At 50.6% G+C, this 18,822-nt stretch carries 15 protein-coding genes; 14 read left to right on the forward strand and 1 reads right to left on the reverse strand.

What is annotated here, in order from left to right; translation table 11 throughout:
• Nucleotides 1-681: an aminotransferase gene (locus tag AC3WTJ_RS36425; protein WP_492526538.1), complete on the reverse strand. Its 681-nt coding sequence runs from the start codon at nt 679-681 to the stop codon at nt 1-3.
• A 235-nt stretch (nt 682-916) separates the two neighbouring features.
• Between AC3WTJ_RS36425 and AC3WTJ_RS36430 the strand changes: the two genes are divergently transcribed.
• The 14 genes from AC3WTJ_RS36430 to AC3WTJ_RS36495 all read left to right on the forward strand — a co-directional run bounded on the left by AC3WTJ_RS36430 (nt 917) and on the right by AC3WTJ_RS36495 (nt 18,667).
• Nucleotides 917-1,207 (forward strand): YerC/YecD family TrpR-related protein, encoded by a 291-nt coding sequence (locus tag AC3WTJ_RS36430; protein ID WP_079414635.1) that lies wholly within the window; start codon nt 917-919, stop codon nt 1,205-1,207.
• 147 nt (nt 1,208-1,354) lie between these two features.
• Entirely contained in the window at nt 1,355-2,122 is a 768-nt protein-coding gene (locus tag AC3WTJ_RS36435) for a sirohydrochlorin chelatase (RefSeq protein WP_492526540.1), read from the forward strand.
• A 17-nt stretch (nt 2,123-2,139) separates the two neighbouring features.
• Entirely contained in the window at nt 2,140-3,144 is a 1,005-nt protein-coding gene (locus AC3WTJ_RS36440; RefSeq protein WP_157317282.1) for a diacylglycerol kinase, read from the forward strand.
• 34 nt (nt 3,145-3,178) lie between these two features.
• Nucleotides 3,179-4,723 carry a 23S rRNA (uracil(1939)-C(5))-methyltransferase RlmD gene (gene rlmD, locus AC3WTJ_RS36445; protein ID WP_492526543.1) on the forward strand — a complete coding sequence of 515 codons (1,545 nt, stop codon included), beginning with the start codon at nt 3,179-3,181 and terminating at the stop codon, nt 4,721-4,723.
• Nucleotides 4,724-5,328: 605 nt separating this feature from the next.
• Nucleotides 5,329-7,569 carry a hypothetical protein gene (locus AC3WTJ_RS36450; RefSeq protein WP_492526545.1) on the forward strand — a complete coding sequence of 747 codons (2,241 nt, stop codon included), beginning with the start codon at nt 5,329-5,331 and terminating at the stop codon, nt 7,567-7,569.
• Nucleotides 7,570-7,588: 19 nt separating this feature from the next.
• Nucleotides 7,589-8,758 (forward strand): HEAT repeat domain-containing protein, encoded by a 1,170-nt coding sequence (locus AC3WTJ_RS36455; RefSeq protein ID WP_492526547.1) that lies wholly within the window; start codon nt 7,589-7,591, stop codon nt 8,756-8,758.
• Between the two features lie 15 nt (nt 8,759-8,773).
• Entirely contained in the window at nt 8,774-10,222 is a 1,449-nt protein-coding gene (locus AC3WTJ_RS36460) for a glycosyltransferase family 2 protein (protein ID WP_492526549.1), read from the forward strand.
• Between the two features lie 33 nt (nt 10,223-10,255).
• Nucleotides 10,256-11,071 carry a response regulator gene (locus AC3WTJ_RS36465; protein ID WP_492526551.1) on the forward strand — a complete coding sequence of 272 codons (816 nt, stop codon included), beginning with the start codon at nt 10,256-10,258 and terminating at the stop codon, nt 11,069-11,071.
• Nucleotides 11,072-11,102: 31 nt separating this feature from the next.
• On the forward strand, nt 11,103-12,458 hold the full coding sequence (locus tag AC3WTJ_RS36470; RefSeq protein WP_127455605.1) for a nucleotide sugar dehydrogenase: 1,356 nt from the start codon (nt 11,103-11,105) through the stop codon (nt 12,456-12,458).
• Nucleotides 12,459-12,490: 32 nt separating this feature from the next.
• Entirely contained in the window at nt 12,491-14,320 is a 1,830-nt protein-coding gene (gene glmS, locus AC3WTJ_RS36475; protein WP_492526553.1) for a glutamine--fructose-6-phosphate transaminase (isomerizing), read from the forward strand.
• Between the two features lie 24 nt (nt 14,321-14,344).
• The gene (locus AC3WTJ_RS36480) at nt 14,345-15,106 is read left to right on the forward strand and encodes an NTP transferase domain-containing protein (RefSeq protein ID WP_492526555.1); all 762 of its coding nucleotides are present in this window, start codon (nt 14,345-14,347) and stop codon (nt 15,104-15,106) included.
• 24 nt (nt 15,107-15,130) lie between these two features.
• Nucleotides 15,131-16,489: a phosphoglucosamine mutase gene (gene glmM, locus AC3WTJ_RS36485; protein ID WP_492526557.1), complete on the forward strand. Its 1,359-nt coding sequence runs from the start codon at nt 15,131-15,133 to the stop codon at nt 16,487-16,489.
• On the forward strand, nt 16,470-17,753 hold the full coding sequence (locus AC3WTJ_RS36490; protein ID WP_492526559.1) for a copper amine oxidase N-terminal domain-containing protein: 1,284 nt from the start codon (nt 16,470-16,472) through the stop codon (nt 17,751-17,753). The genes glmM and AC3WTJ_RS36490 overlap by 20 nt, the downstream gene beginning before the upstream one ends.
• 35 nt (nt 17,754-17,788) lie before the next feature.
• Nucleotides 17,789-18,667 carry a hypothetical protein gene (locus AC3WTJ_RS36495; RefSeq protein WP_492526561.1) on the forward strand — a complete coding sequence of 293 codons (879 nt, stop codon included), beginning with the start codon at nt 17,789-17,791 and terminating at the stop codon, nt 18,665-18,667.
• Nucleotides 18,668-18,822 lie beyond the last annotated feature (155 nt).

The raw sequence follows: 18,822 nt of genomic DNA on the forward strand, positions 1-18,822 counted from the left end.
TTATCTGCGTTTGCGCTTCGCTGTTCCGGATTTGGAACCGCCTTTGCGTCTGCGGGCCGTCCCTGATTTCTTACGGCGTTTGCGTTTCGGTCTAAACACTTCAATAGAGTCTCCTGAGGCGACTTTACCTTTGCCAAGAGCGCCAAAAATCGTTTTCACCATCGGAGCCATTTGCTGAAAGCTAGACATGAACTTCTGAACCTTGCCCATCGTGCCGAGGATACCGTCGATGCCACCCATCCGCTCAACGAAGCCGGAGATTTGCTTCATATTGAGGCCGCTCAGCGGGTTGGAGCTTCCGCCAGTTGCGGCGCCACCGCCGCCACCCCCCAGGAGGTTGCTGAGGAAATTGCCGCCACCGCCACCGCCTCCTCCTGTGGCACCGGCATTTCCGCCGCCGCCCCCGAAGAAGCCGCCACCACCGCCACCGGCGTTACCACCGCCGCCAAAAAATCCACCGCCACCGCCGGTATTGCCTCCGAAGAAATCGCCGCCCCCTTGGAAAGGAGTAGGGAACCCTCCGCCTTGAGAGAAATCCGAAAACGGATTGCCGCCGCCTAAGCCTGGATACTGGCCGAATGCGCGATCATCACCAATTTGCGGAGGTAAAGTGGTGAGGCTTCTTGTATGCACTTCAGGACGGTTACCGCCATTACCAATGATTTGTCTAGGGTTAGTCACTGGGATTCACGATCCTTTTTATCAGATTTGTCTCCTACAGGATATGTCACTTGCCTATCATTGGTATGGACGAATGTCACGGGTCCTAGATATTTGTCACAATTCAGCTCATTAACGCATAGAAATTTTAACGTTTCGCAATCCTAAAGGCAGGATTTAAAGCGGGCGTGTCGAATGATACTCTGGAGCTTACTATAATAAGCTAACATGCATTTCTACCAGGAGTTGATAACGTATGCAATTAAAAAAATTAAATGATAAAGCTATAGACCAACTTTTTGAGGCCATACTGACCCTTAAGGATATAGAGGAGTGCTACGTCTTTTTTGACGACCTGTGCACCGTGAACGAGATTCAATCGCTTTCCCAACGTCTGGAGGTAGCTCGCATGCTTCGCAAAGGCTGCACATACAATCAGATCGAAGCGGAAACGGGCGCATCCACAGCCACCATCTCCAGAGTTAAGCGCTGCTTGAATTATGGTAATGACGGTTACGTATTGACATTAGATCGTTTAGGTCGTTAAATATTTGTATCATAAAAGAATGCAAGATCCTGCATTACCAAGTGTAATGCGGGATTTTTCCTGTTTATGGAGAGCTCAATTGACATGTGGGAACACATTCGTTAGCATAGGATTGTAGCCATGGATAGAACGGGTGGGGAGAACATAATGAGTAAGGTTGGTGTCCTGGTCATAAGCCATGGATCTAGGGATAAAGGCTGGGTTGACCTGGTCGACGAAGCTGTATCTGCGGTTCATATGCCGGAAGGAATGCCAATCTATGCCTCCTATCTGGAGCTGGTGGAAGGCAGGTTGATTCAAGACGGTATTTACAGCTTAGAGGCGCAAGGTGTGACGGATATCATCGTCGTTCCCTTGTTCGTGTCTTCTGGGAGTACACATATAGACGAAATCAGCTACGCTTTAGGCGTTATCGAAGAGCCGCTGCTGGAAACGGACATGGAGCCTTTTGAAATAAAGGCAAGGATTCATTTTACATCCCCGATTGATGACGATCCTGTTATTGCGGAGATTATGTATGCCAAAATCAAGGAGCTGTCCACTGCGGGGGGCAAGGAGATACTCCTGCTCATCGGGCACGGCAGCCAAGAAGAGGGCTTTCATCAGAAGTGGCTTCAAGGCTTAGAGCAGCTCGCGGAGCGGTTGAAAGCTTTGGGCGGCTATGACGAAGCGGATGTTGCCATGCTGTTGCCGGATCAAGTGCATGCCAAGATGACAGAGTGGGCGGTTAAGAAGCCTGGACATGCTGTTATTGTGGCGCCGCTTTTTCTGAGCGAGGGCTATTTCACGAGACAAGTGATCCCTTCCCGATTGAAGGGATTTGCATATACATATAATGGACGGGCGCTGCTGCCAAGTCCGCTAATTTCCAAATGGATGGAGAAGCAGATCGCTTCCGCAAATTCGAGACGGTGAACAGGTGATGAGACACAATGGTCAAAAGAGCAAGACTGATCTATAACCCGACTTCCGGCCGGGAAGAAATGAAGAAACGCCTGCCAGAAGTTCTGCAGCGCTTAGAGCGCGGCGGCTTCGAAACATCCGCTCATGCGACAATCGGTGAAGGGGACGCCACGCTGGCCGCGGCTGAAGCTGTGAACCGTGGCTTTGATCTCATTATCGCCGCTGGCGGAGACGGCACGCTGTGCGAAGTCGTGAACGGTATGGCCGAGAAAGAGGGGCGGCCGCCGCTCGGCATTTTGCCGCTGGGGACGACCAACGATTTTGCCCGCGCGCTTGGCATTCCCAAGAACCTGGAACAGGCATGCGACCTGATCATCCAGCAGTACAGTACAGATATTGATGTAGGCAAAATCAACAACCGCTACTTCATTAATATTGCCGGCGGAGGCTCGATGACCGAGCTGACGTACGAAGTCCCAAGCAAACTCAAAACCATGATCGGCCAGTTGGCCTATTATATGAAGGGACTCGAAAAACTGCCTAGGCTCAAGCCTATCGAACTGTACGTTAAAGCAGGCGATCTCGAGTTTCACGATGAAGTGATGATGTTCCTTGTCGGCAACACGAACTCCGTCGGTGGCTTCGAGAAGCTCGTGCCGGAAGCTCGAATGAATGACGGATTGTTTGACGTTTTGATACTGCGTAAGTGCAATCTTGCGGAATTTATCCGAGTGGTCACACTCGCGCTGCGCGGGGAGCATCTGAATGACCCGAACCTGATTTATTTTCAGACCAATCATATCGAAATTAATTCTCCGGACTACGTCCAGTTGAACTTGGATGGCGAATTCGGCGGCACGCTGCCGTGCGTCATGACGAACCTGAAAAGCCACCTCCAAATCATCGTCGATGAGTCGGGTCAGTCGATTTATAAGAAGACGCTGATTGAGACGTTGACGACGCCGTTTCAGTTGAAGGAGCGGATCGGGGATGAGGAGCATGACGGGCATCATCCGCATCAGCCTAGGGAGTAGTGCTAAATAATGGAAGAACAAGAGTGAGGGTATTATGAGTGTAAAAGATAAAAGGGCTGCGAAGTCCAACGGGAAATCTGCGGATCGAAGAGCGGGGAATTCTGCAGAACGTTCTAGGGAAAGAAGAGCAGGGAATTTTACGGATCAAAGAGTAAGGAATTCTGCGCCCAAGGTGGCGCCGGCCTGGATGGCGGATCTGCCGGTGCAGATCGGGCAGCAATACGAGGCTGAGATCATCGGGATCAGCCATGATGGGGAAGGGGTGGGCCGTGTGAACGGCTTTACCCTTTTTGTCGCTGGTGCGCTGCCGGGTGAGCGTGCTCTGGTGCGGGTGGAGCATGTGAAGAAGCAGTATGGGTATGCGCGGCTGCTGCAATTGGTGGAAGAGAGTGCGGAGCGGGTCATGCCGGTTTGCAGCATTTATGAGGAGTGCGGCGGCTGTCAGCTGCAGCACCTGAGCTATGAGGCGCAGCTACGTGTGAAGCGGCAGCAGGTTGTGGATAATTTGCAGCGGATCGGGAAGCTGGATGTGCGCTCGGAAACTTCTGAGGGCATAGTTGTACATCCCACGCTGGGAATGTCCGAGCCATGGCGGTATCGGAACAAGGCGCAGGTTCCTTTTGGGGAAGAGCGCGGCGGCCTCATTGGCGGATTTTATGCGCAGGGAAGCCATCGCATTATTGATATGGAGGAGTGCCTGATCCAGCACGAGGCGAACGACGAAGTTGTCGCTCGGGTGAAGGAAATCGGTGCGCGGCTAGGTATTCGAGCTTATAGAGAAGAGACGAATGCCGGCCTGCTGCGCCATGTCGTCGTCAAAGTCGGCTTCCGCACAGGCGAGATCATGGTCGTTTTGGTGACCAACGGCAGCACGATTCCGCGTGTGGACGAGTGGATTGATGGTATTAGGGCTGCGTTGCCTTCAGTGAAGAGCATTTGCCATAACATTAATGTGAAACAAACGAATGTTATTTTTGGGGATGAGACTCGCGTCCTGTGGGGCAGCGAAGTCATCTATGACTATATCGGCGATGTGAAATTTGCTATTTCCGCGCGATCCTTCTTTCAAGTGAACCCCGTCCAGACGGAAGTCTTGTACGGGAAGGCTTTGGAGTACGCCGGGTTGACCGGCGATGAAGTCGTCGTCGATGCCTATTGCGGCATCGGGACGATCTCCCTGTTCCTGGCGCAGCGCGCGGGACAGGTCTATGGCGTTGAGATCGTCGAAGAAGCGATCGCGGATGCACGGAAGAATGCCGAGTTGAACGGCATGACGAACGTGCATTTCGAAGCGGGCCCTGCGGAAGTGGTCCTCCCCGAGTGGACACGTCAGGGCATTCGCCCGGACGTGATCGTGGTGGACCCGCCCCGCAAGGGCTGCGACGCCGCGCTGCTCGCGACGATCTTAGAGCTGCAGCCGCGCCGCGTCGTCTATGTGTCGTGCAGCGCATCGACACTGGCTCGCGACTTGCGCGTGCTGGTTGATGGGGGCTACGGCGTCGCGGAGGTGACGCCGGTGGATATGTTTCCGCATACGGTGCATGTGGAGTCGGTTGCGCTGTTAGTAAGTAAAAACTAAAATAAGATGCATCGGTGTCTAGCCCCCTCTTTATTTGGAGGGGGCTTTTTAATGAATATTAAATTCCTCTTGCTAATCTTTCTTTCCAGTCGAGCCATAACCCACTTTCCCAGCTTGACCATGCACCTTCTACTAACCGATAAGGGAGAAACATTATTAATAGAAGTCAATGACGGATATGCGTTAGGGCATTGACGAAATGAATAGATTATTTCGAAGAACACCTGTGCCCAATTCAGGTGTTTTTTGCTTTTTAATTAGTCGTTCTCATCAATGATTTTAAGTGATTATTTTCCATACTCCCCCCCCAAGTATTTTCGTCCCCTGTCAATATAATAAGCACCATGCAATCTACCAAAAGCATTAACGCAATATCCGCTAAATTTACTCTTTTATTTCTCTGTAACTATTCTATTTTATTAAAATTATTTTATTTTAATGATTTGCTCACAATCTTTTAAATCTTTGATAACAAAATTCAAATAAGGAACACAATGATTTTGAAATGATCATAATGTTTAACACTTTGAAAACAGACAATTGCACTTTCCTGTCGTAACATGACAATAGACAGCACAACTAACAGCAAACTATCGAAGGTGAATATGATGCGCAAGTGGCTCAAATTGTTGTTTAAGATAGGTCTTGTCATTGCGATAGTAGCCGGTGCGCTTTATTATTGGCTGCGTCCGCTTTTGGTCAGAATCGAAAGCACGACGCTGGCTAGCGGCATACATGTAAAGTTTAGGACCCAAGGAACGAATGTAGAAGAATACACGAATCAAGCCTGGCAGCCTTATTTCGCCAAGGGGATTAATATGGGGGCGACGATCCCAGGACATTTTCCCGGTGAATTGGCTATTTCGGAGGATGAATATGAGAGATGGTTTGGCATGATTCAGGACATGGGCGTGAATGTGATTCGGGTGTATACGATCATGATGCCCGAATTTTACGAGGCGCTTTCCAAATACAACATGAAACATCAGAAAGATCCGCTTTTTTTCCTACAGGGCATTTGGAGCCCCGAGGAACAGCTGATTGAAGGGCAAGATGCCTTCGATCCCAAGATTAAGCAGAAATTCGAGCAAGAGATTAAAGACGCGGTTACGGCGGTTTATGGAAAAACGACACTCACGCCCGAGCCTCATTCGGGAAAAGCAGGAGGTGCTTATAAATATAATGCAGGTCCTTATCTGATGGGCTGGATTGTCGGGACGGAATGGGACCCGAAGATGGTGAAGGGGACGAATGACGGGCACGCGGACACACCGGACTATGCAGGGAAATATTTCCGTACGAAGCCGGGCGCGAACGCTTTTGAGAAGTGGTTGGCCCTGATGGTCGACACGGCGGCACAGACGGAAATTCAGTATGGCTGGCAGCATCCGATGGCTTTCGCCAATTGGGTGACGACAGATCCAATCACGCATCCGGGTGAACCTCTCGTTGAGGAGGATCTGGTTAGCGTCGATCCCACGCATATTGAGGCGGTGGATTGGGAAGCGGGCTATTTTGCCTCGTATCATGTGTATCCGTATTATCCGGATTTCTTTGCTTTTGATAAGTCGTTTCAGGAAATGACCAACAGCAAAGGAGAAGCCGATAGTTACCTCACCTATCTGAATAAGTTAAAAGCAGCGCACCCCAATATGCCGGTCATGGTTACGGAGTATGGCGTGCCGGCTTCCTTGGGCGTAGCCCACTTGGGCACGCTCGGCCGCAATCAAGGCGGTCATAACGAGCAGCAGCAGGGAGAGATCGATGCGGACTTGCTGCAGGAGATTCATGGATCCGGCTACGCGGGTGCAATATTGTTCACGTGGCAGGACGAATGGTTTAAGAAGACGTGGAACACCCAACGCTACGATGAAGCGGATCGCCGGGCTTACTGGTATAACACGCTGACGAACGAGTCTTTCTTCGGGGTACTCGGGATGTTCCCGGGCAAAGACGAAGCGATTCACATCGATGGGGACGCCTCGGACTGGGACAAACTGAAGGATAAGAAGAAGCTTGATGTGCAGGCCCCCGGCTTTGAGGAGATTTGGGCCACGCATGACGAAGGCTACCTTTACTTGATGGCCAAGCTATCGGAGCCGTTCGACCCGATTGCGGAAAGCATCTACTTCGGGGCAGATACGCTGCCTGGTGGCAATCGTCACGGACCCGAGCTTCATGGCATGACACTTGATGAGGGGCTGGAAACCTTAATTGAGCTGTCGGATAAAAATAAAAGCCGTATGACGATCGCTTCCAATTACGATATTCATGCCCGCTTGTATGAGCGTTCCGGACTACCGGACATCGATCCGAAGGAAAAACAGGATGATTCGGGGATTTTCAAGCCTTGGAAGCTGGCAGTCAATTATCTGCTGGAATATCCCGATTCCCGGGTGAACCACCCCTTCGGGGATGTCGAGGTTGGCCTTTTAGAGAAAGGTTACAGTGATCCGGCGCGTCCCGACTACAATTCGAAGGCGATGTGGCAGGTTCAAGGGCAGGTGCTCGAAATGCGGATTCCGTGGATGCTGCTGGGATTCAGCGATCCAAGCTCTCTGAGCGTAATCAACTACAACGCCACGAGTAAGAATAAATTTGAAGTGACACATGTGAAAGGCGTCCGTTTTTTTCCTTGGATTGTGAAGAATGATCAAGTCGTCGGTCGGGATAGCTCGGCAGCGGCGCAGCCGGTGCAGGTCGCCACGATGCCGCTATACACCTGGCAGGGCTGGGAGGATAAGGTGAATTATGTGGAACGACCGAAGCAAAGCTACTACATCATGAAAGAGGCGTTGCATAAGATCAATGGCCCCGTTATCTCTACCAATAAATCGGGTAGCTGAAAAAGAGGAGAGTGCAGGTGTGTACACCAATCTTCATACAGCCATACAAGCGTTATATATCATTTTAGCTTTTAATCTGGTGTGTGTGGCTATTATTTATGCCATTAAGTTGAGAAATATTAGAAGGAGAAAGCTGAACGATCGCTTCAAAACGAAGTTCAAGGATTACCTGACGTATTTGCAAGCCAATCTGGATGGGATGGAGCCATTAAGGGTCCCTCCCTGGACGATGAACCCAGTGGAAAGAGAGGCGATGCAGGAAAAACTGAATGATATGATGGAAATCTTCTCGGGTGAACAGCGGCACAAGCTGGTTCAGCTTTGCGTAGATCTAGGGCTCGTGCAGCACCATCTAGCGCGCTTTAATAGTCGAACTTATCGGGTGAAGCTGGATGCCGCTTATCATTTGGGGTGCATGAGGGTGAAGGAGGCAGTGCCGGCGTTACTGGACATGTTAAAAGAACATCCGCTCAATTCGGCGCTGTTTGTCGTCGCCCGAGCGGTCGCCAAGTGCGCCAGCAGCCAGCAGGAGCTCGAAGCCATGGTGCAGATTCTCCTTCAGCACAACAAGAACTGCTACGAGCTGATTGTGGATATGCTCGCAGATTCGGAAGTAGATGCCGGCTCTATGTACACGGGCTATGTGAGTCATAAGAATCCGGCTTACGTTCGGATTGGGCTGATTGGCCTCCATGTCTACACCGATCCGGCAGCGGCCTCTGCGGTCTACCGTCTCATGGATGCCGAGCAGGAAGACATTCAAATCAAAGCAGTGGATTTGTACCTGAAAAGCTCCCGCCTGCTGCCTAGAAACGTCGTTAGCAAGCTGCTGAGTCATCCCAATCTGGACATTCGCCGATTGACGATAGAGACTTTGGCCAACATCAAAAATCCGGCTTACGTCGAACTGATGGAAACCAGTCTGGGCGACACCGATCAGCGCATTGTGTATGCGTCGGGCCGAGGCTTGCTCCGTATGGGAGAAGAAGGTATGGTAGCGTTCTGTGAGCGTGCAGCAGCGGTGCAAGGGACGGATCGCGGGCAATTTATGCAGCAGCTGATTGAGGATGAAATTAAGCAGCTGTCTATGCAGCTACACAATTGGGAGAAGCTCACGCAATATAACCTGCTGATGTATACCTATGACAAAATATTTCGCAAGTCTACACGTATCTATCGTGTCGTATAGGAGGGTTGTGTAAACATGTGGGTTTTCGGATATCAAGAGGTGTTGGATTCATTTCTAAACGGGCTAAGGGAGTTTTTGCTCTATTACAGTTACGCCGCTCTCTTTTACGTTGTTCTTGTTACTCTGCTTTATTATTTTATTTTCGGATTTTCAATTCGGCATATTTTCTCGATCAAGCGGGGAATCCAGTACAACCGGATTAATAAGCTATCCAGTTCCAGTCAGCTCCCGCCGGTTTCCCTCTTGGTGCCGGCCTATAACGAGGAGTTAACCATCATTGAGAATGTAAGGTCACTGCTGGCGCTCAATTATGCGGAATATGAGGTGATCGTCGTCAATGATGGTTCACAGGACCGGACTTTGAAGGTCATGCTTGAAGAATTCAAGCTAGAGCTCATTCATCCGGTGCTTTCCAGCAGCATTAAGACCGGAAAAATCAGAGGGGTGTACCATAATCCCGAGTATCCCAATCTTTTTTTCATAGATAAAGAAAATGGAGGGAAGGCGGATTCGTTAAACGCAGGCATCAACCTTTCCCACTATGCGTTGATCTCGACAATTGACGCAGACTCATTGCTTGAAAAGGACGCCCTAACGCGGATTGCTCGGGTCTACATGGAGAACCCCGAGGAGACGATTGCCGTTGGGGGCAATGTTCGAATCGTGAACAGCTGTACGGTGGAAGACGGCATTGTGAAGGATGTTCAATTTCCTCGTAAGCTGCTGCCGGCACTGCAGCACGTCGAATACACGAAAGCCTTTCTCGGCGGCAGGATCGGTTGGGGCGCCGTCAATGGTCTCATTATTATCTCGGGAGCCTTCGGCGTGTTTCAAAAGAAGATGGTCATCGCTGTCGGCGGTTACCGTGGGGGCTACCCTGGTGAGGATATGAATATTGTGATTAAGCTCCACCGTCACTGCTTGGATCATAAAATCCCATACCGGGTAGCGTTTTGCCCGGATGCCGTTTGCTGGACACAAGCCCCTGATTCGTACCGGATCTTGAGCAGTCAGCGCAAGCGCTGGGGGCGGGGGAATCTGAAAAATATGATTGAGGAAGGGATTTACATGTTGCTGCGCCCGAAATACAAAATATTCGGGATGCTGACCATTCCCTATAACATCGTGTTTGAAACACTGAATCCGTATTTCCGACTCAGCGGCCTGTTGGCGATATTGGGCTACTGGATGCTGAATATGACGGATTGGCACACCATCGTTATCTTTTCGTTAGTCAATTTCTTATCCTGTTTTGCCTTAAGCCTGGGTGCCTTGTTTATTGAAGAGACGGCCTTTAGCCGGTATCCCAAGCTGGGTGACCTGAACAAAATGATCTTGTTTTCGATCTTAATGTTTGCGGGGTATCGGCAAATTGGTGTTTGGTGGAGGTTAAACGGACACGTCGAATTCCTGCGCAATAACAACTCGTGGGGAACGATGGTCCGTACCAATTTTAATAAATAGCAAATCTAAACAAAGACAAGAGGAGTGGAGAAGATGGCAGTATTAGTGCATGATCCGATTCAAGAAGCAATGTTGCAATTAGCAGAACAAGTTCAGGCTTCGTATGAAAAGGGTGCTCCATGCGGGATGATTCTTGCGCCAAGCGCAGAGGTGGGCCAGAAGGTACTGGAACACATGCAGTCCTATGTGAGCAGCTTTGAGCCTGAAGTACCCCTTCATGGCTTCTACTTGGATCCCAGCGGCCTTCTCGGAGTCGTTCTGTCCGGGCAAAAGCTGATCAACACGCATTATACATCGCTCGTACTCAAAGAGTTCCTTGAACAGCAAAATTTGCTCGAAGGTCAGATGGTTGTCGCCAGCTTCCCGGAGAGTGGCGAGCTGACGGAACAGTCAATGTCACAGCTACTCCATACAACACTGCAAGGGAAAGGGGAGAGCAGAGACATTCACCTGTTCATGCATCATGGGGTTCAACAGGGAATCACCTCGATTCTCATCGCCGATCCGGACGAGGTGAGCAGAGAGTTTGTCAAGCTGCGGCTTGAGATAGGCGGTTACAAGGTCGAAGAGGCCAAGGACGGCAGTGAAGCGCTCGAGAAATTTGAGAAAACCATGCCGGACCTGGTGATTACGGAGCTAAACCTGCCGATTCTTGACGGATACCAGTTGATCGACAAAATCCAGAGGGACCATGCCGGCGAAGGACAAGTTATCGTGCTTACGGATAAGCAGTTACCGAAAAGTATGGACCGTGCCTTTGAATTAGGCGCATCTGATTATGTGACGAAGCCCTTCTCCATTTCAGAGTTGGAGTGGAGAATCAAAAAGCTGGTTTCCCGTCTGGGCTAATCCACGTGAAAACATAGGAGGGAGAATTACAATGAACGCATATACCAATTTAAAATATAAATTCCAGGCAAAAACAGCTGAAATCGGGGTCATCGGTCTCGGCTATGTAGGGCTGCCTCTCTGCATGGAGATGGCGAAAGGCGGGTTTACTGTATACGGCATCGATCTCGATTTCCGGAAGGTAGAGTCGCTTCAAAGCGGCCAATCGTATATTCAGGACGTTCCGAACGAAGAAGTGGCGAAAGCGGTCGAGTCCGGCCGGTTCATTCCGACCGACGACTACCATACCGTTCAAAGGCTGGATGCGATCTCTATTTGCGTACCGACGCCGCTCAGTGAAAACCAAGACCCGGATACCTCTTATATTCAAAGTGTTGTCCGGGAAATTAAGAAAAATCTCAAGCGCGGAGCCTTGATCATCCTTGAGAGCACGACCTATCCGGGAACGACGGAGGAACTCATCCAGTTCGAGCTGGAGGCGCAGGGACTCAAGGTGGGCAAGGATTTCTTCCTCTGCTTCTCGCCGGAGCGGGTCGATCCAGGTAATCCCAAATTCAACACCTTTAATACGCCTAAGGTGATCGGTGGTACGACGGAAGCATGCATCGACCTCGGCGTCACCTTATACAGCCATGTCGTGAAGGACGTCGTACCGGTCTCCTCGCCAAAAGTGGCGGAGATGTCCAAGCTGCTGGAAAATACGTTCCGCAGTATTAACATTGCGTTCATTAACGAAATGGCCATGATGTGCGACAAGATGGAGATTGACGTCTGGGAGGTCATTAAAGCGGCGTCGACGAAGCCGTTTGGCTTTATGCCATTCCATCCGGGGCCTGGCATCGGCGGTCACTGCATCCCGCTGGATCCGATGTATTTATCGTGGAAAGCCAAGGAATTCCGCTTCTACAGCAAGTTTATCGAGCTGGCGCAATCCATCAATGATAATATGCCGGAATATGTTCGGTATAAAGCTTCGCAGGTGCTCAATATGTATACGAAATCTATTCGCAATTCGAAGATCCTTATTCTAGGCATGGCGTATAAGCCGGATGTAGATGATCTCCGTGAATCGCCGGGACTGGAGCTGTACGAGCTTCTTCGGGAGAGCGGAGCTCAAGTGGACTATTACGATCCGCATGCCGTTTCATTCTTCGATAAAGTTGGCGATACGGTACAATCCGTGAACTACGATCTGTCCGCTTTTGCCGAGTATGACTGCATGGTGCTGATCACGAATCACCGCAACTTCAATAGCCGTGAACTCGTGGAACTGGGCGTGCCGATCATCGATACGCGCAATGCATTTGCCGACATCCAAGGGGACAATATTTATAAATTAGGTACAGGTATTCGCAAGCAAGAAGTGAGGATCGCCGTAGGCGTTTAAACTCATCCTAGAAGAGAGAGGAGATAACAACGATGTGTGGCATTGTAGGGTATATAGGAAAGCGAGATGTACAGCCGATTCTACTGAACGGATTAAGCAAGCTGGAGTATAGAGGGTATGATTCCGCGGGGATCGCGGTACTGGTGCAGGATCAGCTCAAGATTAGCAAGGCGGAAGGACGACTGGCCAACTTATCAGTTCAGCTGGATAAACAGCCGTTGATCGGATCGATCGGTATCGGGCATACGCGTTGGGCTACGCACGGCAGACCGTCGGATGCCAACTCGCATCCGCATACGGATATGTCGGGTAAATTTACTGTCGTGCACAACGGCATCGTGGAAAACTACATGGAGCTGAAGAAAGAACTGGAGGATAAAGGCGTCACCTTTACTTCCGAGACCGACACTGAGGTGATTGCTCACTTGCTCGCTGAGCATTATGAAGGCGACATCTACATCGCCATGCTTGCAGTCATTCAGAGATTACAAGGGGCTTATTCGCTTGGTGTCATGACGGAGTATGAGCCGGATAAGCTTGTTGCAGTCAGACAATCGAGTCCGCTTGTGATTGGTGAGGGTCAGGGAGAGTACTTCCTTGCATCGGATATCTCGGCTCTAATTGAGCATACCCGTAAGGTTTATATTTTGGAGGATGGCGATTTGGCTATCCTTACGCAGGAGGGTATCTCCATCACGAAGGTCGAGACAGGGGAGCCGGCGGCGTGTAAGCTGCTGCATATTGATTGGAGCGCGGATCAGGTGGAGAAGGGACCGTTTGAGCATTTCATGCTGAAGGAAATTCACGAACAGCCGTTAACGCTGCGGAATACGATGCTCGGGCGCATCAACGACCAAGACGAAGTGAGTTTCCCGGAGTTGGCGCACGCAGCAGGCGAGTTTCAACAGGTGGATAAAATCTTTATCGTGGCTTGCGGCACCGCTTATCATGCCGGACTTGTCGGCAGCACGGTCCTTGAGAAGCTAACGCGAATCCCGGTGCAGTGCGATATCGCATCGGAATTCCGATATCGTGACCCGATTATCACGGAACGAACGCTCGTCATCGTCGTGAGCCAATCTGGGGAAACGGCGGATACGCTGGCTGCCCTGCAAGAGAGCAGAAGGCAAGGCGCTAAAGTATTGGCAATTACAAATGTGCCAACCAGTTCAGTTGCGCGAGATGCGGACTATGTCATCGCAACGAAGGCCGGACCGGAAATTGCAGTGGCATCCACGAAAGCGTACACCGCTCAGCTGCTCGCCTTCTATTTGTTCAGCATTTACTTGGCCCAGGAAAGAAAGACGCTGTCTGATGAGCTTCATACGGAGCTGATCCAAGGTTTGAAGTCGCTTCCTGTTCAGGTGGAGAAGGTGCTGGAAAACGCCAACGAAGTGAAGAGGTATGCGGAATCGATCAAGGATGCGGACAGTCTATTCTTTATCGGCAGGGGCTTGGACTATGCCGTTGCACTTGAGGGTTCTCTCAAATTGAAGGAAATCTCTTATATCCACTCGGAGGCTTATGCAGCCGGAGAGTTAAAGCACGGTACATTGGCGCTGATCGAGAAGGATACGCCGGTGATTGCGCTGGCTACGCATATGGATCTGTATGAAAAAACAGTTAGCAATATTAAAGAAGTCAAGGCCCGTGGAGCCCATGTCATGGGGATTACGGTGGAAGGCAATGTGGGGCTGCTGAATAGCGTCGATGAAATCTGCTTCATCCCGCCGACCCTCCAACTTCTGGCACCGATATTGGCTGTCGTGCCGCTTCAGTTAATCTCCTATTACGCCTCCCTGTCTCTGGGGAACGATATTGATAAACCGCGAAACTTGGCCAAAAGCGTGACGGTTGAATAACCATTCAGAGGGGAGCTGAACCACATGGAAGCATTCGCTATTCTGTTAGCTGCAGGCAAAGGTACACGGATGAAGTCGGAGCTGCCCAAAGTGCTTCATCCCGTCGGAGGCGTGCCAATGATCGGCCGCTTGGTGGGCAAGCTGGAAACGATGCCGATCACCCGTATTGTGGCGGTGATCGGGCATCGGGGAGAGCTGGTGAAAAAGTGCTTGGGCACGCGGGTCACCTACGTCCAGCAGGAGATTCAGCTTGGAACGGCACACGCCGTTCATCAAACGGAGCCTCTGCTCCGTAAACGCAGCGGGTCTACCTTGGTGCTGACTGGCGATACGCCACTTATCCGACAATCGACCATCGAACGGCTGCTTGCCGCCCAGCGGGCAAACATAAGCGCCGGTGTAGTGCTAACCGCGATCGTTCAGGATCCAACCGGCTATGGAAGAATTATTCGAGATCCTGCAAGCAGCGAGGTTGTCGATATCATTGAAGAGAAGGACGCGACGCCTGAGCAGAAATTGATTAATGAAATTAACACAGGGATTTTCTGTTTCGATAATGATAGCTTGTTTCAAGCGCTCCCCGGCATTACCAATGATAATGCGCAGCAGGAGTACTATTTGACCGATATCGTGAAGGTCATGCGACAGGCCGATATTTCCGGGGGCAAGAAGCGATTTGAGGCCATCATCCTCGAGGATCCGACAGAGGTGATGGGGATTAACACTCCTGAACAATTGGAGGAGGCGAATCGTGCCTTTTATGAACACATGGGGATTTTTGCATAACAAGTCATAGGGAGGAAAGCTGATATGGGAGCTATTTTCGGTACGGATGGCGTCAGAGGGGTTGCCAACCGCGAGTTAACGCCAGAGTTGGCTTTTGAATTAGGGCTTATTGTTGGTTACATGCTATCCCGCAGCTGTGGAAGTATTCGGCCTACCGTCGTCATCGGACGGGATACCCGCATCTCCGGGCACATGCTGGAAGCAGCTTTGGCTGCCGGGTTGTTATCCACTGGGGCGGATGTCGTAAGACTGGGCGTACTACCGACGCCGGGTGTGGCTTATGTCACACGGCACTCAGGTATAGATGCAGGGGTGATGATCTCGGCATCTCATAATCCGATGGAGGACAACGGGATTAAATTTTTTGGCAGGGACGGATTCAAAATGCCGGATGCGTGGGAAGCGGAGGTAGAGAGCCGCCTGGAGGGTGACGAACATTGGATTTCCCGCCCTACGGGAGCAGGAATTGGCACCCTGCGTGATGATCCGCAGGGCGCGCAGAACTATGTGAGCTACTTGAAGTCGACGGCTACGGTGCCGCTGTCAGGCTGCAAGATCGTGCTTGATTGCGCGAACGGGGCGGCTTCCTTGCTAGCTCCGCAGCTATTCGCAGAATTGGGTGCAGAGACCATTCTTTTGTATCATCAGCCGGACGGTTTAAATATTAATCAGGATTGTGGCTCAACGCATCCGGAGCATCTGCGTAAGGCTGTGCTGGACCATCGAGCCCATGCTGGACTCTCGTTCGACGGTGATGCGGACCGGTTGATTGCGGTTGATGAACGGGGCGAAATTCTGGACGGGGATCACATCCTCTATATCCTTGCCGCTCGTCTGGCCAAGGAGGGACGGCTGAGGCAAAACACCGTCGTTTCTACCGTCATGAGCAATCTTGGCTTTCATCAAGCGCTGCAAACCATAGGTCTCAACTCGTTAAAGAGCAAGGTCGGAGACCGGCATGTCATGGAAGCGATGCGGATAGGCGGGTACAACTTGGGCGGTGAGTCGTCCGGACATATCATTTTACTGGATGAATCGACGACAGGGGATGGCTTGTTATCGGCTGTTCAGCTGCTGCAGGTCATGCTTCAAGAAGGAAAGCCTTTGTCGGAGCTCGTGTCCCCTGTCGTAAAATACCCACAGCTGGTGGTAAATGTACGAGTGATGAATAAATACAAGCTGGAAGGCAATCGCCGAATTGATGCCGCAATCCGTCGGGTGGAAAGTGAGATGGCCGGTCGAGGCCGTGTATTGGTGCGGCCTTCGGGCACGGAATCACTGGTGCGTGTAATGGCGGAAGGACCGGATGAAAGGGAGTTGTCCGGTTATATTGAAGGCATTGTAGAGGTGGTAAAGGAAGAGCTTGAATATAGCATGGTTTAATCCGTTAGTCCCTATGAGAAAGATGATTGTATGCTTGGTCCTTGTACAAATTTTAACAAGTGGTCCTTTATTTCTCCCGGCATACTCTCTTATCACTGAGCTTGGGGTGGAGGTCAACGGGGAAAAGATAGCCTTTACGGATGTCCAGCCTTACATCGATGAACAGACGGGTAGTACGATGGTGCCGGCTAGAGAAATTGCCGAAAAACTGGGTGCTGAAGTGGAATGGGATCGTTCCCTGGAACAGGTGACCTTTCGGAGTCAGCACGCTACAACATTATTAACCATTGGTCAGAAGATTGCTTCGGTTGCTGGCAAGCAGGTGGAATTGGACTCTCCGGCTGTCCTTAAAAATGACCGAACCATGGTTCCGCTGAGAGCTGTTAGTGAGAGCCTCGGAGCCGATGTCGATTGGATGGGAGAACGGAATTTGGTACTGATAACTTCGGCGGACAAAGCGCAAAGGTCCACTTGGATCTGGGACAGCAAGTTAATTGAGACGGATGGTGACCGCATCCTCCAGTTTGCGGCGGACCAAAAACTGACTTCCATTTATGTGCGCTATGAAACGTATCCAGGTCAAGACGTTTATCGGAATTTCATCCGTAGAGCGAGTGGTCAGGGCATTAAGGTTGAGGCGTTGGCCGGCAAATCAGATTGGATATATGAAGATAACCATATTTATATCCGGCAATGGATTGCAGCGGTCACGCAATATAACGCTTCGGTAGGTGCGCTAGAACGCTTCCAAGGCTTTCATTTTGATATTGAGCCCTACACATTGGACATGTGGAAGAGCAATCAGACCTGGGTGCTTGAACGGTGGATGGATACAATCAGATTCATTGAATCGGAAGTGAAAAGCTCTGATCGCAGCATGACGATGGCCTTCGATATTCCCTTTTGGATCAACAGCTGTACCGTTCCGGGATCCAGCTACTCCTTTAGCGCTTGGCTGCTGGAAAAGGCGGATACTGTCGTCATTATGGCTTATCGTAATACGGCACTCGGCAACAACGGCATCATTGCCAGAGCCAAATCCATCATTTTAGAAGCAGCTACGCTGAAGAAACAGGCAGTCATTGCAGTGGATACGTTGCCCAGTACGGAAGTCGATTATACGACCTTTTATAAGTCGAACTCTTCGCTTATGGAGTCGGAATTGAAACAGGTCAAGGAAAGCCTCTCCCTTTATCCGAGCTATATCGGCATCGCTGTCCATGATTACGTGAGATGGATCGAGCTATTGAACGCTAATCGTTAAACGGGTTCGATGAACAAGAAGGAGGAGGATGCAAAATGAAAAAAGCAGGTTTGGTGATCACTCTGTTGGCTAGTGCGGCGCTCGGCGTCTCAGGAGTGGCTTTTGCTTTCGCAAGTGGCCATGAGACGGCTGGAACCTTTCAGGAATCGTCTTTACCGGGAGGAGGACTTGAGGTCCCTCATAATGATCGGATTCATCTTTCTACCGATAAGCAGTGGATCTCCTCGGAAGGCCATTTGTCGGATCTCATTCGGCTGCAGTGGACGAAAGACCGAGCGAAGCCGGCCATCGCTTGGCTGGATGAGAATGGAAAGGACAAGGCGGCTATCATTGCTCATGCCAAAGCGAATAACCCGGAGCAGCACGATCATAATCATATGTCGTTCGAAACGACGATGGCACCAGACGGCAAAAACGCAAATGAGCTGTTTACGCGTCTGGAAATTCCGTTCGATCAGGATGTGGCCGAAATTCGCACGCATTCCTCTAATTTCAATGTAATGGACGGGATTTTACGGATAGCCGGAACCGGTGGCGTCAATCGTGATCTGACTTGGGCCAAATCGGATGATGGGAATGTGACGACGCCTCGCTGGGCGATGCGTGCAGATACCTCTGAGGAAACAGGAGGAAATGCCGGCTCCAATCTGCAAATTATCCGATATTCGGATGATGGTAAAGCACTCGACAACCCGTTAACGATTAACCGCAGCAACGGCAATATCGGTATTGGAAATTCGGACGCCAAGACCAAGCTGGACGTCAGTGATGACAGCATTCGCATCAGGAAATCTATGACGCCGGCTTCGTCTACTGCCCCCGGAGAAGTGGGGCAGATGGCATGGGATGACGGGTATGTATATGTTTGTGTAGCACCTAATACATGGAAAAGAACGGCACTATCCTCGTGGTGAAAATAACTCCTTTCTTTCCGAAACATTCAAAGCATTTAGCCTCGGCGACTCATTTTTCATTCCTAGTAGTTCAGAAGGTAAGAGGGTGTCCCATAAGCCATGAAAATGGCAAGGGGCACCCTCCTTTTAAATTCTGTAAAACAAAAAGAAACCGT

It is taken from the genome of Paenibacillus sp. FW101-FHT12H11 (assembly GCF_058790355.1).